This window comes from Flavobacterium sp. CSZ (assembly GCF_015350725.1).
Classification (GTDB): domain Bacteria; phylum Bacteroidota; class Bacteroidia; order Flavobacteriales; family Flavobacteriaceae; genus Flavobacterium.
In genome coordinates this window covers 80577-105075 of the sequence record NZ_JADKPQ010000006.1, presented here as the reverse complement: position 1 = coordinate 105075, position 24499 = coordinate 80577, and the positions used below count along the sequence as shown (strand labels likewise).

Here is a 24499-nt window from a genome sequence, read left to right as displayed (position 1 = left end):
AGAATAGAAGCAGGAATCTAAAATCAGAAATCTAAAATAAAAACCGCCTATGTAACAAAACATCCAGAAAACAAGGATCGTTATTTAGAAAAAAACCGGAAAATGCGCCAACATTTCCCGGTATAATAAAATGCGATCAGTACACTAACCAACCACAATTAAAAACATTTAAAAGTATGAAAAAACTATTGAACAAAATCAGGTTCGACAAGCCTTTTTTGAAATTTGATTTGAAGATGAAATTGACTACTCTATTTTTATTTACCACACTGACAGTTATGCAGGCGGGAGTTTCGTATTCTCAGAAAGCAAAAATGTCATTGAATGCCAGCGACATGACCGTTGGAAAAATCATTGAGAAACTGGAATATACTACAGATTATAGATTTGTTTATAATGTAAGATCAGTAGATTTAGATCGAAAAATAGACGTTAGTCTGAATGATGTTTCTATAGAAACAATTCTAAATTCGATCTTTAAAAATACCGGTACTGATTATAAAGTTTCAGGATCTCATATCATTTTAACGCCTAAAAAAACATCAGAAGCTGTACAGGCTGTTGCTGAAAAACCAGTTGCGGATTTTATTGTAAAAGGTAAAGTAACGGATGAAAAAGGAAATCCTCTAGTGGGAGCAGCAATTTCTGACAATGGATCAGGTAATGGTGTTCAGACAGATTTTAATGGTGACTATCAAATCATTACCGTTAGTAAAGAAACAACTTTAGCCTTTGCTTATTTGGGATATGTAAGACAAGAAATAAAAGTAGCGGGCAGAGCTGTAATTAATGTGGTACTTAAGGAAGATACACTGGAGCTAGGCGAAGTAATATTGACTACAGGTTATCAAAATATTTCGGCTGAAAAATCTACAGGATCATTCTCGAACCTAAAAGCAAAAGATTTTCAGGAACAGCGTTTGAGCAGTTTAGATAAAATATTAGAAGGGCGTATTGTAGGTTACCAGAATGGAAAAATTCGTGGAACTACTTCTATGAATGGTTTAACGACTCCATTATATGTAATAGACGGTTTCCCGATAGAGAACACAAAGTATGATGAAAATTTTCGCTTATCGGAAAATCTTCCCAACTTAAACTTAGAAGATATTGAAACGATTACAGTTTTGAAAGATGCGGCAGCGTCTTCTATTTATGGTGCGCGTGCAGCAAATGGTGTCGTAGTAATTACAACTAAAAAAGCCAAAGCCGGAAAAATAAATATTTCGTTTTCAAGTAATTTAACAGTGACTCCCTATAGAAATTATACCGGAAATCTTACAGATGCAGGTGATATTATTGGTCTGGAAAGAGGTTGGGCAGATGCAAACCCAAGTTTAAAAGGTGCAAATGCAAGTACTTATGCAAAATCTTTGTTAAGCAATGCAGTATTTACAAGTCAGGGAATGCAAACGCTGTTAAATGGTTATGCAGGAAATATTTCTCAAAGTGATATGAATAATCGTTTAAATCAATTGGGTTCGCAAGGATACAGATATTATGATGATATCGCGAAATATGCAAAACGTGATCAATACTTTATTCAGCACAACGTAAGTTTAGGCAAAGCAACTGAATCAAATACTTTTAATGCATCGTTAACTTATAAAGGAAATAAATTTGAAGACCGTTATTCTGATAACCAATCTGTTGGAATCAATTTAAAAAATTCAACAGATATTACAAGCTGGTTATCTTTAGATTTAGGTACTTATATCAATTATGGCGAAAGTGATACACAAACATATAATGCTTTAACTCAAAAAAGTTATAAAGCTCAGATGTACAATCAATTAGTAAATAATGATGGATCAAATTTTACTTCTACAGCAGCATCACGATATAATAATTTTACACTTCAATCCATGAATACATATGGTCTTTATAACATGGATATTACACCAATGGATGAATTGGGTAATAATATAAATAAAACTAAAAGCTTTTTAAATAGAACTTTTGCAAAATTTAATGTAAAATTCAATAAAGCACTTACGTATAATGCAATGTTCCAGTACGAATATGGTGTAGATCGTGGTAATTTATTAAGTGATAAAGAATCTTTTTATGTTAGATCTAAAGTAAATGGTTTAGTGACTATTGCTAATAACAAAGCTGTTTATAATTTGCCTTATGGTGACATTTTAAAAGAATCAAATCAATTTACGAATGCTTACAACTTCCGTCAGCAATTAAATTTTGATAAGACTTTTAATAATGTTCATGATGTAACAGCCATTGCAGGTATGGAAATCCGTCACTCAAAAGTAGAATATGGCGATAAAACACGTTACGGCTGGGACGACCAAACTTTGTCATACGCACCGGTAAATCAGGCTGATTTGTTAAAAGTGTACGGAACTGTTTTTTCAGGTTCAATGGGAATTAATGATTTTGCGGCAGATCGTGAATTTGTAAACCGTTATGTTTCTTTTTACGGAACAGGAGGTTATACTTATGATAAAAGATATTCAGTAACAGGAAGTTTACGTTGGGATCGTTCTAACCTTTGGGGTACCGACAATAAATATCAAAATAAACCAACCTGGTCTACAGGAGCAGCGTGGAATATTGACAAAGAATCGTTTTTTAATGTTGATTGGATAAATTCACTTAAACTTCGTGGTTCCTATGGTATTGGTGGAAACGTTGCCAAAGATGCTGCACCTTATTTAACCGCTAGCTATTATGCCAATCCAAACGTAGGAGGAAATCAGGGATATGTTAATTCGAGACCAAATCCTGAATTATCCTGGGAAAAAACAACAACAACCAATATAGGTTTAGATTTTTCATTCTTCAACAATAGATTAAGCGGAACTTTTGATGTTTACAACAAAAAAGGGCAGGATTTATTAGCAAGCAGTAACGGAGTTCCAACAGAAGGATTTGGTTATTCTACCTATAGAATAAACAATGGAGAAATGACCAACAAAGGTATCGAAGCTACTTTAAGGGGAACAATTGTAAAAACAGCTTCTTTCTCTTGGGATGCCTCGGTTTTATATGCCTATAACAAAAACAAAGTCGATTACGTAAAAGTAGCAGCTCCGGTATATTACCTACAGTTAGATTATCCATCTGCTTATCCTAGAGTAGGGAACGATTATAATACTATTTACGGTTATAAATGGGCAGGTTTAAATGAGAAAGGTTTACCTCAGGTTTATAATGCAAAAGGCGAAAAAACGATTTACAATCCATCTGATTTAGATGCAATTCAGGACTATGGTTCAACTGTACCTACACACAGCGGTTCATTTCATACGGCTGTAAACTATAAAAATTTCTCTCTTTCGGCATTGTTTATTTATGAGTTAGGACATAAAATAAGAAATACATTTTTACCAATGTTAGAAAATAATTATTCTAGCGGATTAGGTACTTATGTAACAGATATTACAACTGTAAACAAAAATATCGTAAACCGTTGGCAACAGCCAGGCGACGAATCTTTTACTAATATACCTCGCGCGGTATACGAATACGAATCAGATTATATTTCAGATTCTCGTGACATTTATCGTTATGCAGATATCAATATTCTTGATGCTTCAAATATTAGATTGAGCAATGTTTCTTTAGCGTATAGATTGCCTTCTGCGGTTCTAAAAACAGTAAAATTACAAGATGTACGTTTCAATCTGAATGCCGAAAATGTTTTTACTATAGCTAAAAGCAGAGATGCTAAATATCTTTTAAATGGCTTTCAATCTCCAAGTTTAGTTTTTGGTGTAAACATTAATTTCTAATTTAAAAAGACTATACTATGAAAAATATATATATAAACATACTATGCATTTTAGCATTAGGATTGGTTTTAGCATCTTGCGAGAATTATTTAGATGACGCGCCAAAAGGATCTAAAATACCAACAACTTTGGCAGATTATGAAGCTTTTATGCGTGATGAATACACGAACCAAAGTGTAGATGCTGCGCAAGCATTAAATTTGATGAACGATAAATTTATCGATATCGCCACTTTGGCTGCAGAGCGTTTGACTAAAGCCAATTATATGTGGGATGAAACTGCAGACCGTATCGAATTAAAACAGTCAGACGAAAGATTGTATTACGGGCAGTATTCAGGAATTTCAACCTTCAATTTGATTGTTGAAAATGCTTTAACAACAACTGAAGCAACTGAAGATCAAAAACGAGCGGTTTGGGCCGAGGCAAAAATTTTACGTGCTATGTCTTACTATAATCTGGTTAATTTTTATGCAGATACGTATGATGCATCAACAGCAGGGACAAAGTTATCAGTACCACTAATTACAAGCGCCGATATTAATGCACCAAGCAAGCAAGTAACCATTCAGGAACTCTATAATTTTATTTTGAATGATGTAAAAGAAGCTTTGCCCTATTTACCTAAAGTTTCGCAAACGGCTTTGCATCCAAATTTAGGAGCAGGGTATGCTTTTTATTCACGTGTTTTCTTGCAAATGAGTAATTATACCGAGGCTTTAAAATATGCAAATTTGGCTTTGGCTGAAAACAATAAACTATTTGATTGGAATGCTTATTATATTGCTAATAAAACGATAATTGACCTTCCAAATTCTTATACTAATACGCCATCCCCAATGGGATATGATTATGTTGAGAATTATACTTTTCGTCATGGAGCTACAACTTATTTATCTACAGAATTTAGTATTCCGGTAGAGCGTGCACAGCGTTTTGAAGTTGGAGATGTTCGTTTTAAATCACGTTGGAAAATCAGAACGGTTGGTATTGAAACGTACTACAGAAGAACCTTGTCTGGTATGTTTAATTACGGTGGAATTACAACTGTTGAAGTTTATTTGATTAAAGCAGAATGTTTGGCTCGTGCAGGACAAATAAGCGATGCCCTGACTGCATTAAATACAGTACGTAAAACTCGTATTGAGCCATCATCGTATCAGGATATTGTAACTGCAGATAAAACGACTGCTTTGAATGCTATTTTTAAAACTAAAAATAATGAGCTTATCCTGACATTAATTCCTTTTGCAGATGCGCGCCGTTTAAATGCCGAAGGTATTTATAAAGTAAGTTTCTCAAAAGTAGATGCGGGAACAACGTATACTTTATCATCAACGTCTCATTTATGGACAATGCCATTTCCTCAGGGCGCTACTAAAAACCCAGGAAACGGAACGATAACTCAAAACGTAGCCAAATAAAACCTCAAAAGCTTCCTGATTAGAAATTCCGAAAGGGAAGCTTTTTCTAAAAATATCAATCAAAAATGAATACAATTAAATATAAAATATTCGGATTATGTCTGGGTTTGTCGCTGGTTTCGTATACCAATCAGGCACAGGCTAAAAAAGCAATTTCGCAATCCTATACCCTTCAAGGAAGTATAAAAGGTCTGCAAGACGGAACCACAATTGAGTTAATTCCCGGTGCAACACATTCATCAGAAGCTGCAGTTGCCCAAACAACAAGTAAAGACGGCAAGTTTAGCTTTACAGGAAAATTAAAAGAACCACGTTTATTTTATATTTCGTTTGGAAAAAACAAAGGATATATTCCGGTTCTGGTCGAAAATGCTAAAATAAAAGTAACTGCCGAAGCAGAAATTTCAAAAAAAGAAGATCAAAAAATCGAGTTTAAAAATGAAATCATAACAGGATCAAAATCAAATGATTATTTCAAAAAAGAAACTGCTTTTAGAGAAGAACTAAATAACGATTACGTTGCCTATCATAAAGGTACTGAGGAGCTTTCAAAATTATATTCGAAAGCAAGAACAACAGGCAACAAAAAACAAATGGATTCTATTGGAAATACTCCGGAATGGAAAAAATTTGAAGCAGATGAAAAAGCTTTTTTTGCAAAAGTACAATCAAGTTCAGAAAATTTGATTTCCAAACATAAAGCAACCTGGTGGGGACCGTTTTTTATGATGACGCAATACAGTTATTTCACACCAGATCAAAAAACCGTTTTTGCACAATTCTCAGAAACGGCTCAAAAAAGTTATTATGGACAATTGGTAGACAAAGAGGTAAATCCTAAATCGTTGGTAGGTACAAATGTTTCCAATTTTACATTGAATGATAAAGACGGAAAAGGATTTAATGTCAAAGATATTATCGCGGGCAAAAAATACATTCTAATTGATTTTTGGGCAAGCTGGTGCGCACCTTGCCGTAAAGAAATTCCAAACCTAAAAACAGCTTACACAACTTATTCAGACAAAGGTTTTGAAATTCTAAGCATCTCAATCGACAAAGATCAAAAAGCCTGGCAAAAAGCATTAGGGCAGGAAAATATGCAATGGCATAATCTTTTAGATGACAATAAAGTAAGTAATGCATTTAATGTAAAAACCATTCCAGCCACCTATTTAGTTGATAGTAAAGGTGTAATTATTAGCGACAATTTAAGGGGGGAAGCATTAGAAGAAAAATTGAAAGAATTATTGAAATCTTAATTTATTAAAAATTGAGAATTAAAAATTTCAAGTGCCATATAGCTATTTGAATTTAAATAAAGAAACGCCTTATTTTAAGTTTTCAATAACTATGTCTCTAGGTGTTTAAAAAAGATACGTAACAAAAAAAATAACAACATGAAAAGTATACTCTTAAAATCAGGTTTAGCCGCATTAGCGCTGATGACCACATTCGCTTCCTGCTCAAAAAAGGAAGGTTTTACGATCAATGGTACAATTGCCGGATTAGATAAAGGAACCGTTTATCTGGAAAATACAGATGAAAAAGGAAACAAACAAATTGTAGATTCTGCTCAGATAAAAGAGGGAGCTTTTACCTTTGAAGGAAAAGTAAATGAGCCCTTACTATATACCATAAAACTGAAGGGGCAGGATTATGGCGCTTTTTTGTTATTAGATAACGAAGATATTAAAATTGAAGCTAAAAAAGACTCTATTTTTAAAGCTAAAATTACAGGAGCAACTCAAAACGATATTTATCAGTCGTATTATAAAAATGAATTCAAAAAAATACAAGCGATTGCCGGACCTATTTATAAATTATCTGATTCTTTACAACAAAACGGAAAAGTAAAACTAACACCGGAACAGCAAACAATGATGGATAAAAAATGGAAAGATCTTCAGACTTTCGCTGATGATTTAACAGATAAATATATTACTAAAAATAAAGATAAAGTAGGTGCAGCTTTAGTAATCAGTGACCGAATTGTATCTTATGGAACACCGGAACAGGTAAAAAAGTACTACGGAGTTTTATCTCCTGAAATTCAAAAATCAGTTTACGGAAAACAATTAAAAGCAGCCATTGATCTTGATGATAAAACGGCTCCCGGTGCTGTAGCTTTAGATTTTTCTCAAACAGATGTAAACGGAAAAATCGTAAAACTATCGGATTATAAAGGCAAGTATGTTTTGGTAGATTTCTGGGCAAGCTGGTGCGGACCATGTCGTAAAGAAAATCCCAATGTTGTTTTGGCATACAAAACATATCACGATAAAGGATTTGATGTGTTGGGAGTTTCACTAGATGACAAAAAGAAACTTTGGGAAAAAGCAATCGAAAAAGACGGATTAACCTGGACGCATGTTTCGGACTTAAAAGGATGGAAAAATGATGTTGCCGTTTTATACGGAGTAAAATTAGTCCCTACCAATTACTTAATTGGACCTGATGGAAAAATCATTGCTAAAAACCTTAGAGAAGCTGAACTACAATCAAAACTGAAGGAAATTTTCAGTAAATCTATTTAGTCTCAGTCTCGGTCACAGTTCTCAAAGACTGCGAACTGCGACTGAATACCGCAACTGAATACTGAAAACTAAAAAAATATCACAACAAATGAAAAAATACATCTTTCTGGGCTATTGCTCACTAGCTTTCTGTACGCTTGTTTCAGCGCAGAATAAATCGGTTAACTTCAAGAAAATAAAAGAATTAGGGGGAATCGAAGAGTATTTGTATCAGCCAAATGGTATGAATGTTTTGCTCTTGCAGGACAATGCTTCGCCGGTGGCAACCGTACAAATTGTGTATCGTGTAGGTTCTAAAAATGAAGTTTTAGGAAATACGGGTTCAACGCATCTTTTAGAACATTTAATGTTTAAAGGAACGCCGGCTTTCAACAAGAAAAACGGAAATACGATTACAGATGTACTTCAAAATACAGGAGCGCAATTAAACGCTACAACCTGGTACGATCGTACGAATTACTTCGAAACCCTGCCAAGTGATAAAATTGCATTGGCACTTCAGATCGAGGCGGACAGAATGAGAAATTCTTTATTATTAAAAGAAGATAAAGAAGCCGAAATGACCGTAGTTCGTAATGAATTCGAACGTGGAGAAAACAATCCAAATAGTTTATTAGATAAAGAAATATGGGCTTCGGCATATATTGCACATCCTTATCATCATTCGACAATTGGCTGGAAATCGGATATTGAAAAAGCACCAATCGAAGTATTGCGTAATTTTTATAATACTTATTATTGGCCAGATAATGCAACTTTGACTATTATTGGAGATTTCAAAAAAGAAAATGTATTCGAACTAATCGAGCAGTATTTCGGTAAAATTACCAAAGCGCCAAATGTAATGCCACAACCTTATACCGAAGAACCACAACAATACGGACCTCGTAAAATTGTAATAAAAAAACATGGAGAGTTGGGCGTTGTAAACAAAGCCTATAAAATTCCCGGAGCTTTGCACGAAGATCTTCCTGCCTTAAATATTTTAGGCGAAATAATAGGTTCAGGACCTTCAGCGATTTTAAGCAAAACTTTTGTAGACACTCGTATGGGGATTTACGCTTATGCAAATGCCACAAATTTTAAAGAAGTGGGACTTTTTACCATTGGAGTTGGTTTTCCTGCCATTTCTAAACACGAGGATATTGATGCTAAAATAAGTGAAGTTGTAGCAAAAATTCAAAAAGATGGCGTAACCCAGGATGAGGTAAATCGTGTTGTGGCAAAAATTAGCGCACAAACTATTTTAGCGCGAGACGGCTCAGGAGTTATTGCATCAGAATTGACAGAAGCCATTGCTGCCGGAGACTGGACAGATTATATAACCGGAGTTGACAGATTAAAAAAAGTAACTCCTGCAGATGTTCTTAAAGTGGCACAAAAGTATTTAGTCGAAGACCAAAGTACAACCGGATATTTTATCCCGAAACAAAATGGTACACAAAATCCGGATGCAGTTCAAGCCAATAATTTTATGCCTGAAAATGGGCCATTTTATTACAGAGATCCAAAAGACGTACACGATCACGAAGAGCCTTCAAAAAATATTTCATCGGTACAAATAATAGACGCTGTAGAAAGTTTAAAAGAAAGTGTTAGCGAAAAAACACCTTCGGCTTATAAAAGAGAAAAAGTAACAGGAATAGATATTGTTTCAGTAAAAACTTCGGCTAAAGATTTTGTTACCGTTTCAGCAAGTATTTCATTGGGGAATTACGCAAACGAGACGAAGAATTCTGCTATTCCTTCACTAACGGCAGCCATGCTATCAAAAGGAACAACGCTGAACGATAAGTTTAAGTTTTCAGAAAAATTGCAAAAATTAGGCGTAAACTTAAATGTAAATGCATCGACTTTTAAAGTAAATATTGGTTTTAAATGTTTGAAGAAAGATTTAGATCAGGTCATTATGTTATTGGCAGAAGAGTTAAGAAATCCGTTGTTTGATGCAAAAGAATTCGAAAACTTAAAGCAACAATTTGTAGGAAACATACAGCAAAATTTAAATGATCCTGGCGAAAGAGGAACCATTGCTTTGTTGCAGGCTATTTATCCAAAGGCGAACCCCAACTACAGCTTAAGTGTAGAAGATGATATTGCAAATATCAAGAATGCAACTCTTGATGAAGTGAAAGCTTTCCATAAAAAATATTTCGGACCAGCTTCTATGCATTTGGTAATTGTAGGAGATACCGAAGGAGCCAATTTAAATGCATCTTTAAAAAAATCATTCAAAAACTGGACTGGTGGAGTAGTAGAAAACATGAAGTTTGAAGAAGCTGTAAAATCACCATCAAAAACAGAGGTTATTACAATCCCGGAAAAACCAAGCGCCGAATTATTCATCGGACAGTATACAGGTTTAAAAAGATCGGATGCTGATTATATTCCGTTTTATATTGCCAATTATACATTAGGTGCAGGTTTTGCCGGACGTTTAATGCAAACGGTTCGAGATAATGATGGTTTAACGTACAGTATTTCATCCGGAACGGGAGGAAATATCAGCACTGGAGGTTACTGGATGGTTAATGCATCTTTCAATCCAACTTTGTTTCAAAAGGGATTAGATGCTACCATGGTTCAAATTGATAAATGGGTCAAAGATGGAATTACCGCAGCAGAATTAGAAAATAAGAAAACCAATTTAATTGGAAGTTTTAAAGTGGGAATGTCAACCACAAACGGAATGACCAGAACAATTTTAAGCTTTATCGAAAGAGGCTTAGAACCAGACTATATCGAGCAATACCCAAAAGATATCGAAAAAGTGACTTTGGAACAAGTTAACAACGCAGTCAAAAAATACATTCAGTTAGATAAGATGATTGTAATAAAATCGGGTTCGCTTGATAAAGAAGGGAAACCGTTGAAATAGATTTCAAGGTAGGGATTCAACTTTGTGAAAGTTTTAAACTTTGACAAAGTTAGAACGACTGCGACTGCAAAACTGAAACAAAAAAACAAAAAATTTTAATAGTCCGTCTTTCATTTTTTTCATATTAGAAACTGAATTAGTAAGCAATTTTCTAAGAAAGACCCTAAAAGAGCTGTTTGCCAGCAGCTCTTTTTTTTCAAAAATATCAAACCTAAATAACCAATGAAAAAAGTATTAATAACCTTAATGTTACTGCTGAGTTGTAGCATATTTGGACAAATGTACAATCCGGTAAAATGGACAACTACTGTAGAAAAAATATCAGATAAAGAATATATTCTAAAAGCTCAGGCAACCATACAATCTGGCTGGCATTTGTACGGCCAATATATCGAAGAAGGCGGGCCTTCGCCAACCGCTTTTACATTTAAAAACACGCAGAAAAAAATTGAATTAATTGGAAAAACAACCGAAGATAAAGGACATGAAACTGTAGACAAAATCTTTGATATGAAAATCAAGTATTTTGAAGAGAAAGCTGTTTTTGCACAAAAGATAAAATTTACATCAGATGAAATTGTAAATATCGCTGCCGAAGTGGAATTTATGGTTTGTGATGACAGTAATTGTTTACCTCCTTCATCAGAAGAATTGTCTTTTAAGATCCCGAATGCTAAAAAACTGGCTTCCGCCGAAGGAACACCTGACCTTAATACTGATACCATTTCTATAGCAAAAACAGTTGCAGTACCAAAAGAAAAAGAGAACAAAGTCAATATAAATCCGATTAAAAAAAATGAATCACGCGGATTAATAAGCATTTTTATCATTGCTTTTTTATCCGGTTTTGCGGCGTTGTTAACTCCTTGTGTTTTCCCGATGATCCCCATGACGGTGAGTTATTTTACCAAACAAAGCAAAACCAAAGCAGACGGTATTAGAAATGCTCTGATTTACGGGTTTTCAATCGTGATTATTTATGTATTATTAGGTTCAATTGTAACGGCAGTTTTTGGTGCAGATTCACTAAATGCACTTTCAACAAATGTTTGGTTCAACCTGATATTTTTTATTTTATTAGTGGTTTTTGCCTGCTCTTTTTTAGGCGCTTTCGAAATAATGTTACCCCACTCTCTTGCGAACAAAGTCGATTCTCAAGCCGATAGAGGAGGACTAATTGGGATTTTTTTTATGGCTTTGGCTTTAGCCATAGTATCTTTTTCATGCACAGGTCCAATTGTTGGAACATTGTTGGTAGAAGCAGCCTCAAAAGGCGGAATCGCGCCAATAGTCGGGATGTTAGGATTTTCGATTGCCATTGCATTGCCTTTTTCATTATTTGCGGCATTTCCGGGCTGGTTAAATGCGTTGCCAAAATCAGGCGGATGGCTCAATACGGTAAAAGTAGTTTTAGGATTTCTGGAATTGGCTTTGGCTTTTAAATTTTTATCCAATGCCGATTTGGTTTTGCAATTGCATTGGCTGGAAAGAGAAGTGTTCCTAACGATTTGGATTGCTGTTTTTGGAGTTTTGGCCTTTTATTTATTCGGAAAAATTACTTTGCCGCATGATTCTCCGCTTAATCATATTTCGGTTGGGAGATTAACTTTCGGATTACTTGTTTTGAGTTTTACCATTTACCTGATTCCCGGACTTTTCGGAGCGCCTTTAAAATTAATCAGCGGATTCCCTCCGCCCATGCATTACAGCGAATCGCCAGACGGATTTGGAGGTTCTAAAAGTTCAGATGAAACAAAAGTAGTTTTACCGGAAGGAGCAGAGCTTGGTCCGCAAAACATTATCACTTTTCACGATTATAACAAAGGAATGGAATTTGCCAAAAAAGCGAGAAAACCTGTCTTACTAGACTTTACAGGTTATGCGTGCGTGAATTGCAGAAAAATGGAAGAACTCGTTTGGTCAGATTCGAAAGTACTGGGAGTTTTAAAAAACGATCTGGTTTTGATTTCGTTGTATGTTGATGATAAAAAAGAATTGCCTGAAAACGAACAATATGTTTCTGAAACGACAGGAAAGAAAATCAAAACGATTGGAAACAAATGGAGCGATTTACAAATCAAAACCTACAAGGCAAATGCTCAGCCATTTTATGTAATTGTAGATCATAACAGCGCCAATTTAGCCGAACCTTCAGCTTATAATCCGGATATCGGGAATTATTATAATTGGCTGAATTCGGGAATCAAAAACTTCAAAAAATAAGTTTTCTTTAAAAGAGATAAAAGAATGAATGCTATTTTAAACAAAACAGAAATAAGTCCATTAGAATCTTATTTTTCTAAATTTAGAGGAAATATGATTGGTGTACATCATACTTTCGAATCGGTTTATGGTACACAAAAACTATTATATGCCGATTGGATTGCCAGCGGAAGATTGTATGTTCCGATAGAAGATATTGTACTAAATAAGATAGGTCCAATGATCGCCAATACGCATTCGTTTTCAAGTGAAACTGGCAAAGCTTCGACCTATGCGTATCAACATGCCAGAGATCTAATCAAAAAACATGTAAACGCAAATGATCAGGATTGTCTTGTAGCAACGGGAACCGGAATGACCGCTGCTTTATCCAAGCTGCAACGTATTATGGGGTTGCGTGCTAAAGATAATATTTACAACGTAAAACTAAATTTTAATGATCAAAGGCCAGTAGTTTTTATCACACATATGGAGCATCATTCCAATCAGGTTCCGTGGTATGAAACCATTGCCGATGTGGTTATTTTGCCCGCAGATGAAAATAATCTGGTTGATCCTGAAATATTGTCAAAAGAAATTAAAAAGTATGCCAACAGAACCCTGAAAATTGGTTCATTTACCGCATGTTCAAACGTTACAGGAATCATTACGCCGTATGACGAACTGGCAAAAATAATGCATCAAAACGGAGGTTTTTGTTTTGTCGATTTTGCAGCTTCGGCGCCATATGTTCAAATCGATATGCATCCCGAAAACCCTGAAGAGCAACTAGACGCGATATTCTTTTCTCCTCATAAATTTCTTGGTGGCCCCGGAACTTGCGGAATTTTGGTTTTTAATGAAAAATTATATCAGGCAAATTTCCCCGATAATCCGGGTGGAGGGAATGTAAAATACACAAATCCCTGGGGCGGTTATCATTATAGTGATGCCATCGAAGTAAAAGAAGATGGCGGAACTCCGGGTTTTCTGCAAGTCATGCGAACGGCTTTATGTCTGGAATTGAAAAACCAAATGGGAATTGAAAACATGAAAAACAGAGAAAAAGAATTATTGGATGTCTGTTTTTCGGAACTTCAAAAAATAAAAGGATTATCAATTATGGGTGATTTAAATACGGAAAGAATTGGGTGCGTTTCTTTCACTATCGAAAAAATACACTACAACTTAATTGTCAGGCTTTTAAATGATCGTTTCGGAATTCAGGTTCGTGGAGGGTGGTCCTGCGCAAGTACCTACGCACATTATTTGATGGGTATTGATGAAGAGGAATCTAAAACAATGACAAAAGAACTTCTTCAGAAAAATTTAATTAATAAACCGGGTTGGGTTCGTGTATCATTACATCCAACAATGACAAATGAAGAACTTTTGTTTATTTGTGATGCGATACAAAAAGTAGCTATGAATTATGAAGAATGGCAGGAAGTGTATCGCTATAATCCATCAAATAATGAGTTCGAAAGCGTTGTAAATCAGCAAACGATTGCCGAAGATGTGAAGGAATGGTTTTGTTTGGACTAAATTTTCGGAAGTTATAAAATTAAAAAGGGTTGAATCAAAATGTATCTGACTCAACCCTTTTTATGAATTACATCAATTTAGAACTTCACGGCTCCTTTAGGAACAGTTTCTCCCACTGTAGTTTTATTGCTAAGATTAAAATTAGCCGATGAAACAAATTCTATATTCTGGCTGTTTTCTCCATTAACTGTAATCGCTTTAGGAGAAGTAGAATTGAATTCTACATTTTTAAGAGACATGTTTTTAGTATTGAAAATTTCAAATACAGTAGTCTCTTCGATGTCTAGTTTAGCATTGCTTATTTTTATTCCGTTAGCATCAATGATAGAAAAACCTTTTTTTGCATTTCCTGTCAGATTAGAAATTTCGATATTTTCAAGATTCATTTCAGGCAAACCTTGTAAAAACACAGCTTGTTGAGCTCCTTTTATAGTTACATTTTTGATTGAAATATTTTTAAACTGAGGCGTTTCTTCGTTCACTGGCATCGCTTTAGAACTTAATGTGTTTCCACCTTCGGCCAAAGTTTCTTCGATTGATTTTCCTCCATAATATAAATTGAATGAAATCGCCTGCGAAGGAATATTAGTCATGAAAATATCCGAAATAAAGATATTCTCCACCACACCGCCACGTCCGCGGTTACTTTTAAAACGCAATCCAACATCCGTTCCCATAAAAGTACAATTAGATACGTGCATGTTTTTTACACCACTGGACATTTCGCTTCCAACAGTTACGCCTCCGTGACCATGATACACTATATTATTTTTGATGATGATATTTTCGCAGGGAACGCCGCGATCACGTCCGTCTTTATCTTTACCTGATTTAATACAAATGGCATCATCACCAACATCAAAACTAGAGTTTTCGATAATTACATTTTTGCAGGATTCTACATCAAGGCCATCTCCGTTTTGAGAATACCAAGGGTTACGAACCGTTACATTACGCACAATTAAATCTTCGACCATCAAAGGGTGAATGTTCCAGGCCGGTGAATTTTGAAATACCGGACCATCAAACAATACTCTTTTACTGTTTTGAATACTTACCATTACAGGACGTAAAAAATCATGAATGGTTTCAAACTCTTCTTTGGTTTTTAAATCCAGACGTACGTTTTGATCAGCGCCTTTAGAAGCATTCATAAAAGTTTCTGACGGATACCAGCTCGTTTTATCTTTGTTTAAAACACCGCCCGAAGCAATCACTTTCTTCCATTGGCTATCGGTTAGTTTATTCTTTTTAACTTGTCTCCAAACCTCTCCTGATCCGTCCCAGACACCATTACCGGTAAAAGCAATGTTCTGAAGGTTTTTACCATAAATAGGAGAGATACATCTCCAGGTATTCAATCCTTCAAAACTGGTTTCTATAATAGGATATAAACTTTTATCCGGCGAGAAAATGATTAGCGCGCCTGTCTCTGCATGAAGTTCAAGATTACTTTTTAATAAGATTGGACCTGTAAGCCAGATTCCCGGAGGAACAATAACTTTTCCACCGCCTTTTTTTGAAACGGCATCTATAGCATCGGCGAAAGCCTTTGTATTTAAAAAATACCCGCCATTTACTGCACCAAAATCTTTTAGGTTTACGCTGTTTTTTGGAATTACAGGTTCTTTGACTTTAGCCATTTTGAATTCAATGTTCTTGTAAGTGTCATAAGACTTTGAATTTTGAGCAATACTGTTTTGCGCACAACTTGCTATTATAACCGCCAGAGCAATACGTAAAAAGTTAATTGGGTTAGTTTTCATTCTAATTGTATTATGGTTAAAAATTTCAGTCCTAACAGAGAGACTTTATTGCTAAATGCATTTATTGATCCTTGTTTTTTTGATAATTCAGAAAAAAAGAACGTCGATCGATTAATATATGTAAATGTAATCGATTACACAAATCTATAAAAAATTATTTAGAAAAGGAAATAAAGTTGATCGTTGCCACAAAATAAAACAGATTCGTTAAGAAAGCCTATTTCATTGGTTTATTTTAATAGCGTCAGGAAAGTACGGGATAGATTTGTAGAATTTAAGATTTATTTTATTTTTAAATTTTTAGAGGCATAGTGGTAAATTTCGGCGAAAGCCAATTAAAAATATTTCACACCCATTTAATAGGGATTGAAGCTGAGAATGAAGATTGATTGAAAGGAAAGAATCTTAAATTTTAATCTGCCCAAATCAGTAAAATCTGCGTGAAACTTTTTTTTGTACCGCATAATTTCATCCTGATTACGTTTGTATTTTTTACTTAAATAAACCTATATTAGCGTAAATAAACCAATTGTATACGCCTGAATATTTAATCACAAATAGAAAATAACAGCATGATTTGTACCATTTACTCACACCAATCCGGGTTTGATGATATTAAAGAAATAATACTGTCTAATTTCCCAAAAGCAGACATCGCACTAAGTAAGGAAGAGGAGTCTGAGATCATCGACTTAGAAATTAAGGGAAGTAATTTAGATTTTTCACAAAAAATAAAAATTTTATACCGCGAAAGAGCCGAGCCTTCTTATCAAATTCCTGAAATCGATGATTCTGCGCTAACAGCGAATTTAAAAGGACTTTACGGTTTTGTATATGCATTGCCCACTGTAAATGAAAAAGTTAAGAATTTGTTTCTGCGAAAAATAGAAACTTTAAATTCTGAATTTACGATTATTCAGCAAGTGGGAGAAGTAGCCGATTTGAAAACAATAATAGCAAATATCGCCAGCGCACTTGATGCAGTTTTGTTTGTTCAGCCTGATACTGTTATCAGTAAATCGGGCGGACAGCATTTTCTGGACAAAAATTTAGATTTGATTATTGATACTGAAGGAAATTGCGAAATCGACGAATTAGATGTTAGGATTAACTCGGTTTATTTTGATGGAGATCAGAATGAGTTGAAAGGAGATCAGTTGCAAAGAAAAGAGAATAACGAAAATATTCTGGAAGAAAATAATATCAAAATTAACAGCAACCTGCCTTGCATAGAATCTGAAGAGGAGACAACTTTAAGAACACCAAAAGAAATTGCCCAAAGAGTGAGTGCTCTGGCAGTGGTCAATTTAGTAGCGTTTAATAGTATTTCGCCTGAGGAAGCCACAGAATATTTGCAAAACTATAATCTTTGGGATTTTACGACCGGGAATGAGAAAGAATTTCTGGCCAACCCAACAGATGATAAAAAGGCAAATGAAAGCTGGAAATGCGAAGGAATCTGGGTTTTAATGTGGGCTTTGAATAAAATTGATACACTGGATTTTCCGGATGAGTTTTGTGATCTGGAAAACATTGATCCTGATAATTATCCTGTTGGTCAGGACAAAGACCCCAATGTTTTTATTGATTCGATAGTTGCTATTCGATCTAAAAGTGAAATTTTAGACGCCAATGATTTATATTACAGATTCAATTGGGCTTGTGTTGACGAAAGAATCAACGGCAGGGAAATCGAAGGGATTAATCCGGGTATTGTTTATGAAAGACAATATGCCTTAAACTGGCTGATTAATTATATGGAGCAGGATTGGGATTCTGTTACTTGTGATACTTAAGATGTAAAGGTTGGTTTTCATTGAGCATAATTTTACAGCAAAGAACGCAAAGTTTATAAATCTATTGTGGTTAATATTTTACCGCAAAGTGCGCAAGGTTTTTTTATTGGGTTGAAATAATCTCGCAAAGCCGCAGAGTCGCAAAGTTTTTTAAGCTTTATGTTCTTATTTTGCAATTAATTTTGCTAAGATGCTGAAGTGTCATTAATGATAAAAACGTTGCACCCTTGCGAGTTTGCGAGATTAAAATATTAAAACTTATAAATTAACTTTGCGCACTCTTTGCTGTTAATTCCCAACCTAAGACTCAATATTAAACAAACATTCCGCTCCAAAAATATGAAGCGGAATGTTCTAATTAAAAAAAAAACTCAAGTAATAGCATTTTTGCAATTGCATTTCTGCTATTGTTATTTTTAGAATACACCAATGTAATGGTTTCCGGCTTTGTTAACCAATTTAGCACCTTTAGTTACAGCACCGGTTACAGCATCAATGATATAAATGTTTCCATCTTTACCAACCGGAGTAACTGCGATGTACAATTCATTTTTATCAACTACAAATCCTTGGTACTGGCCAAAGTCTAAATCAGCATCATAAGCAATTCCTTCTACTTTTTTAGCTGTTTTTGCATTAAGGTCGATTCTTGCTACAAATCCTTGATTGTTAGCATCGTCATGAGTATAAACGGCATAAGCAATTCCGTTTCCTACATATCTCCAGGCATCAATGTACGATCCTTTTACTCCAAGAGCAGTATCTAAACTAAATAGATAAGAGTTGTCATATTCATTGCTTTGGTTGATTCTTAAGATGTATGAACCATTTTTCGTGTCCCTTTGTGTAGCCTGATAAATGTTACCATCGTTAGCCACAAAACTATTAAAACTACGGTATCCGCTTGTGTCTCCAAAACCTACTGTAGAAGTAATAATTTTCGGATTTAATAATGACGGATAATCAACCACAAGAGATTTAGAACCTAAACGCTCAAATGCAGTTTCATTTTCTGCGGTAAGAGGATTTGTTTTACGCATCCATGTTCCGATGATTAATTTATCTCCGGCTTTGTTTAATGTTGGAGCATCTAAACGAAAGATATGATGTCCTTGAGCTTCTTCTTCAGGAGTTAACGGAATTTCGTATTGTTTTGCAGCAGAAATTAATATTTTTTGTAAATCTAAGCTTAGTACAGTTGCAGAACCTCTGGTATGCTTGTACGTTTTATCTGGATTAGTTACAATTACCGGCGCAGTAACGTTTACCGCTACACCCGTTTTATCTCCGTCAAAAAGTTTAGTCCATCTTGGTGACGTTCCGGCATATTGCGAGATGTTTACTGTAGCTCCTGATTGTGCAAAATTATTACCGCCATTTACTTTGTAGGTCATAAACTCACCACCGTTTGCACCTGTGTAAGTAATATTAAAAAGAGTGCTTCCGTCTACAGATGATTGTAAACGAGCTGTTCTGGCCGATTGTACAGGAGTTCCGTTGTCGTAAACGTTGATCGAAATATTAGGGTTTTTAGCATCTTCTTTACTAACAGAAAAAACTTTAGTACCGCCATTCCCGTCTCCGGGAGCAGTTTGCATTAAGGCTCCTGCAACGGTTATCCAGCGGCTTTCCGTTTCAGGTAATGTAGGGGTTATCGGGTCTTCATTATCATTACTGCTGCAGCTTGTCGTTAAGGCAAATGTGGTAAAAACCAAAACCAATGCCATTAATTTAAATGTACTTTTTTTCATATTCATGGTATTTAAAAAAATTAATTATATAGATTTAAAACTTATTCAGTATGTAATTGAATTTCAGATAAAATGCTACGCCCGGTTTTTGAACTCCAAAGTTGTCGTAAACCTGTTCGTTGGTGATGTTCTTGGCATCAAAGCTCACAATGTATTTTTTGTTTGGGAAAGTATAACTCAAACCTAAGTCATGGGGAAACTGAGAAGGTACTTTGTCGATTTGAGTTTCTTGCCAAGTGGTAAAAAAATCGCCCACATAAGTAAAATTGTAATATAAATTCAGCTCAGAATTGGACTGCAAAACATTTTTAAAATTATACTGAGCATTTCCGTTAATAATAAAATAAGGCTCATTAGGATATTGCTTGTTATAGTAATCGAGTATTTTCCCGTTTTTATCGTATTTATCTTTAAAGAGTGAATTGAATTTAGACATATTCATTCCGATAAATAATCGTTTGTTATATGAATATTCTAATGAAGCTTCATATCCTAAAGATTGGGCTGTTCCTAAGTTTACAGAAGGTGTAGTTTGTAAAGCTTCATTAAGACGATTACTAAACTCACGAATGATTTTATCTTTGGAATTTCTCCAAAATCCGGAACCTCCAAAACTAAATTTATGCTGATTAATGATGTAAGGGCCAAAACGTAATCCTACATTGAGATTATCACTTTCTTCAGGTTTTAATGCGCTGTTGCTGGTTTGATTTTCGCCCGGATTACCAAAAATTTCATTTTCTGAAGGAAGCCGTATCGCTTTTTCTGCAGATAAAGAGAACATCAATTTGGGTAAAACAAAATAAGATCCTGCAAAACCGTAACCGTAAAAAGTAGTATTATTATTCTCTAATTTTTCAACTATTGCTGACTGTCCGCCTGTAGTAATGATCTGCGGGGTTCTTTGTTCTGTTTTCTGGTTATAGCGCTTACCAAATAAATTGGTTCTTAAGCGCGAATCAAAGGCCTGAAGTTCGTAAGCAAAGGATAGAACACTTTTTTGAAGATCCCGTTTTTGCTGAAAATTTCTTTCCATTTCAGACTTCATTTCATCATAATCATCCCTGTCGAACGAATAAAGCATACTGCTGAATACAAATTTGTGATTATCGTTTAAGGTATAATTTAATCCGCCTCGTGTACTGAATATTTTGTTGTTGATGTGCAAAATTGTAGCTGCACCTTGTTGCGCTCCGGTTGGTGATAAAAAATGCTGACCATCAATACCAATTGCTTTTTCGTTAAACCAATTGTAATTCCATTTTACCGTATCGTTTAAAACTTCTGCTCGTTGGCTAAAAACAGAATTTACGGTGAATTCAAGCCCTTTTACAATAAAATCTTTTTTAGCATAATTGATACTTATAACCTGCGCATCAGCTTCCGTAAACCGGCCTTTGTAGGGCTTTGACATCGCCTGTCCGTGCTGAATTTCGTTGTAATCATCAGAAGCATTAAAACCAATTAAGAAAGTATCGGCCCATTTTACATCTGTAAAACCAGCTTCAACACGGCCTCCGTAAGAACGATAAGCATCATTAAAACGTTTGGCTTTAATTTGTGTCATAACTCCGTTAGGTGCAATATTATAGGCGAATTTTCCCCAAATTTCATAATCGTTATCAGAGTAATTATAGAACCCTGAACCTTTTAAGGTAAAACCTGATTTATCGCGGTAAGTTGTATTAAAGTTGGATTGAGTGGTATTAAACGAACCGTAAGATATCGAGGCATTCAGAGTATTTTTAGCACCTTTTTTCAAAATTACATTTATGGCTCCTCCTAAAGCATCATCTGCCAAATGTGCCGGAATTACTCCTTTGTACACTTCGATTCGTTCGATTAATGCAGGCGGAATACTATTTAAATTGAATGAAGAACCATAAGTAGAAATAGGAATTCCGTCTATAAATATTCGAATGGCGTTGCCCGACATTCCGTTCAAATTATAATTAATGCTCGATCCCAAACCTCCGTTTTGTCTGATACGAACTCCAGCCGATTGCCCTAAAAGATCATTGGTCTGAATATTACGTTTGGCCGCTTCCTGAGTTTCTATGACATTTACAGAGAAACCTTTCTCCATAATTTCTTTCTTTACAGTCGTTTTCTGAATCACAACTTCTTTCAAAGCTTTAGGATCATTTTTTTCTAAAGCAATGCTAATATGATGAGAAGGCTGGTGTACGTGAATGGTGTGGGTTTTAGTTTTGACCTCAGTCGAGGAAATTTCTAAAGTATAATTTCCGTAAGCTACTGCTTTGATTTCGAAGTTTCCGTTATGATCTGCAACAGCAAAATTCTGTGTTCCTAATACCAGTACTGTAGCACCCAAAGCGGGTTCATTATGAGAAAAGGTAACTTTTCCTGAAATGTTTCCCTTTTGAGACCAAACTGAAACATGAACAAACAAAAACAAAACGACTAAAAATCTCATATTTTTTTACTTACCAATAGGAGCGCAAACTTATGTTATTGTTTATATTTAATCTAAATAAACGAATTAGAAGATCATTAGAATTGCATTAGAAATTCTAATGTTGAATTATTCGCAATCAGATTCCGTAATCTTGTGATCTCGAAAAAGGAGAGATCACACTCGTATTTGCGTTCAGATATTCGCCCATCTTTGTCGAGTTTCTAGTGTGATCTCTCCTTCGTCGAGATGACAAACTTTCTAGTTCGCTTAATAATCAAACTATAATGTGGTCGGGTTTTTTCATATATTCTTCTTTATCTTTGTCTGCATTAAACTTGTTATATGCTTAATTACAAACTGCACCATCTCGAATTCGAACCTCGTGAAGAGTTGCAGGATAGCATTAAGTGTTTTTGGTACGACAGAAGAGACTCCGCTGAAGAGCCATCTAATTTTGAGGTTATGCCTGATGGTTACGCCGAAATTATTTTTTATTTTGGAAGTACCTGCAGCGTTTCCTACAATGGTGTTTTACAGCCGTTACCATCACCTTTTATAATGGGGTTGCTTAATCAGCCTGTTATTTTAAACTCCAATAATCGTTTAGAGATTATTGCCATTCGATGTTTTCCCTGGACCGTTTTTGATTTACTCGGATTGCCATCAGGAAAGGGTAAAGGCGGAGTACATATTTTCGAACATCCTATTGCTCAGCTTCAATCGCGTTTGAATGATCTAATTGAAGCCAATAAAATAGAAGAGGCGATTGCACAAGTTCAGCAGTTTTTCTTGAATGCGCACTCACAAATTCCTCCTGACAGTTTGTTGTTTAAAGCAGGATTGGCCATGCGAAATGCCAAAGGAATTATTCCGGTAAGCGAAGTAGCGTCGGCGGCTCATGCAACAGTTCGTACATTAGAAAGAAACTTCAAGCAATCATCCGGTCATAGCGTAAAAGATGTATCTGGTTTGATGCGTTTTGAACAGGTACGCAATCATTTATGGCATTTTCCTGATACTAACATTGCCGGTTTGGCCCAGGAATTAGGTTACACAGATCAATCCCATCTCAGTAGGGAATTTAAACGTTACAGCGGTACCACACCGGGCGCATTTGCGCGAAAAGCAAAACAGACCATCAGCAACGATTTTGTCGCGTTTGTACAATCCTAAAGAACATGCTTTTTAGAATTTTGTCTTTCAATTATTATATATGAAAACAAAATCAAAAAAACACATATTTTGGATTATCATCGGGATTGTACTCCTGAATTCTATTGGCATGTCGGTTGTATTACCATTGCTGCCGTTTATTGTAGGCAAATATCTTCCTTCGGAGCAAATTGTTGTAGGTATGAGCGCACTCATGTCAGTATTTGCAGCCTGTACATTTTTTGCAGCACCCATTTTTGGAGCATTAAGCGATCGATACGGACGAAAAAATATTTTGATATTAAGTTTACTCGGTTCAGTGATGGGCTATGTATTATTCGGAATAGGAGGAGCATTATGGATTCTTTTCCTTGCTCGTATTATCGACGGACTTACGGCGGGGAATATAAGTATTTTATTTGCCTATATATCTGATACTACAGAACCAAAAGAAAGAGCCAAATGGTTTGGTTATATTGGTTCTGCCATGGGAATTGGCAAATTAGGAGGTCCCGCATTGGGCGGATTGTTAGGCGGTATTTCCCTTTCATTGCCGTTTTTTGTTACCGGCGCACTGATATTTCTCTCTGGTTTGGCGACGTACTTTTTGTTGCCGGAATCTTTGGCTCGGGAGAAAAGAATCCAACATTTATCTCTTAATAGTTTTAATGTCTTTTCTCATTTTAAAGATATTTTTAGTCTCAAACAAATTAAGTTACTGCTAGTACTGGGCATTCTTTTCTATGCCGGATTAGGAGTTTTCCAGTTTAATTTTACCATTTTTCTAAAAGATATTTACAAATGGGGACCTGTCTTTATCGGCACAATGCTAACGCTTGTTGGGATTTGCGAAATTTTTTCACGCGCCGTATTACTACCCTGGTTATTGAAACGCTGTAACGAAAAAAGTATCGGAATCACAGGTTTAATTGGTTTTGGAATTGGTTTAGCATTAATCTTGTTGAGTATATTTATTCCGTCAGTATTCATTATTGCACTTGGTGTGATCTTTATAATTTCCGGAGAAGGTTTATTCGATCCAACATACAACGCCAAATTATCACAATCTGTAGACGAAAGCCAACAGGGAAAATTACAAGGGGTGAATCAAAGCTTGCAGGCGGCCAATAATATGTTGATTCCTCTGGGCGCTGCGGCTATTTATTTTTACAGCCCGGCTATTTTGTATGCAACAGCAACATTTATCGTTTTGGTGGCCGTTTTTATATATGCGAAATACATTCCTAAAACAAAGCACAATCAAAATTCCAATGAATAAT

General features: G+C 35.2%; 13 protein-coding genes. 10 read left to right on the top strand and 3 right to left on the bottom strand.

The genetic code is table 11. From position 1 onward, the window contains the following. Positions 1–176: 176 nt before the first annotated feature. The 7 genes from IRZ78_RS08760 (at position 177) to IRZ78_RS08730 (ending at position 14335) form a co-directional block, all read left to right on the top strand. Positions 177–3752 (top strand): SusC/RagA family TonB-linked outer membrane protein, encoded by a 3576-nt coding sequence (locus IRZ78_RS08760; protein WP_194616159.1) that lies wholly within the window; start codon positions 177–179, stop codon positions 3750–3752. A gap of 17 nt (positions 3753–3769) precedes the next feature. Beyond that, complete coding sequence (locus IRZ78_RS08755; protein WP_194616158.1) at positions 3770–5176, top strand: RagB/SusD family nutrient uptake outer membrane protein; 1407 nt, start codon at positions 3770–3772, stop codon at positions 5174–5176. A 65-nt stretch (positions 5177–5241) separates the two neighbouring features. Next, a complete protein-coding gene (locus IRZ78_RS08750) occupies positions 5242–6435 on the top strand; it encodes a TlpA disulfide reductase family protein (protein WP_194616157.1) in 1194 nt (397 codons plus the stop codon). Between the two features lie 138 nt (positions 6436–6573). Then, a complete protein-coding gene (locus IRZ78_RS08745; RefSeq protein WP_194616156.1) occupies positions 6574–7710 on the top strand; it encodes a TlpA disulfide reductase family protein in 1137 nt (378 codons plus the stop codon). Between the two features lie 88 nt (positions 7711–7798). Next, positions 7799–10588, top strand: a complete 2790-nt coding sequence (locus tag IRZ78_RS08740; RefSeq protein ID WP_194616155.1) for a pitrilysin family protein — start codon at positions 7799–7801, stop codon at positions 10586–10588. Between the two features lie 222 nt (positions 10589–10810). Continuing rightward, a complete protein-coding gene (locus IRZ78_RS08735; protein WP_194616154.1) occupies positions 10811–12811 on the top strand; it encodes a cytochrome c biogenesis protein CcdA in 2001 nt (666 codons plus the stop codon). A gap of 24 nt (positions 12812–12835) precedes the next feature. Next, complete coding sequence (locus IRZ78_RS08730) at positions 12836–14335, top strand: aminotransferase class V-fold PLP-dependent enzyme (RefSeq protein WP_194616153.1); 1500 nt, start codon at positions 12836–12838, stop codon at positions 14333–14335. Between the two features lie 77 nt (positions 14336–14412). Here the strand turns inward: IRZ78_RS08730 and IRZ78_RS08725 are convergent, their stop codons facing one another. After that, the gene (locus tag IRZ78_RS08725) at positions 14413–16101 is read right to left on the bottom strand and encodes a glycoside hydrolase family 28 protein (protein ID WP_194616152.1); all 1689 of its coding nucleotides are present in this window, start codon (positions 16099–16101) and stop codon (positions 14413–14415) included. Positions 16102–16673: 572 nt separating this feature from the next. Between IRZ78_RS08725 and IRZ78_RS08720 the strand changes: the two genes are divergently transcribed. Then, complete coding sequence (locus IRZ78_RS08720; RefSeq protein WP_194616151.1) at positions 16674–17897, top strand: DUF4272 domain-containing protein; 1224 nt, start codon at positions 16674–16676, stop codon at positions 17895–17897. 416 nt (positions 17898–18313) lie between these two features. On the opposite strand, the gene IRZ78_RS08715 is transcribed toward IRZ78_RS08720, so the two are convergent. Both IRZ78_RS08715 and IRZ78_RS08710 read right to left on the bottom strand, forming a co-directional pair. After that, positions 18314–19648, bottom strand: coding sequence for a hypothetical protein (locus IRZ78_RS08715; RefSeq protein ID WP_194616150.1), 1335 nt, complete (start codon positions 19646–19648; stop codon positions 18314–18316). A 34-nt stretch (positions 19649–19682) separates the two neighbouring features. Beyond that, positions 19683–22085 carry a TonB-dependent receptor gene (locus IRZ78_RS08710; RefSeq protein WP_194616149.1) on the bottom strand — a complete coding sequence of 801 codons (2403 nt, stop codon included), beginning with the start codon at positions 22083–22085 and terminating at the stop codon, positions 19683–19685. 324 nt (positions 22086–22409) lie between these two features. Between IRZ78_RS08710 and IRZ78_RS08705 the strand changes: the two genes are divergently transcribed. Further along, positions 22410–23240, top strand: a complete 831-nt coding sequence (locus tag IRZ78_RS08705) for a helix-turn-helix domain-containing protein (RefSeq protein ID WP_194616148.1) — start codon at positions 22410–22412, stop codon at positions 23238–23240. 40 nt (positions 23241–23280) lie between these two features. Further along, on the top strand, positions 23281–24498 hold the full coding sequence (locus IRZ78_RS08700) for an MFS transporter (RefSeq protein ID WP_194616147.1): 1218 nt from the start codon (positions 23281–23283) through the stop codon (positions 24496–24498). The last annotated feature ends 1 nt before the right edge of the window (position 24499 follow it).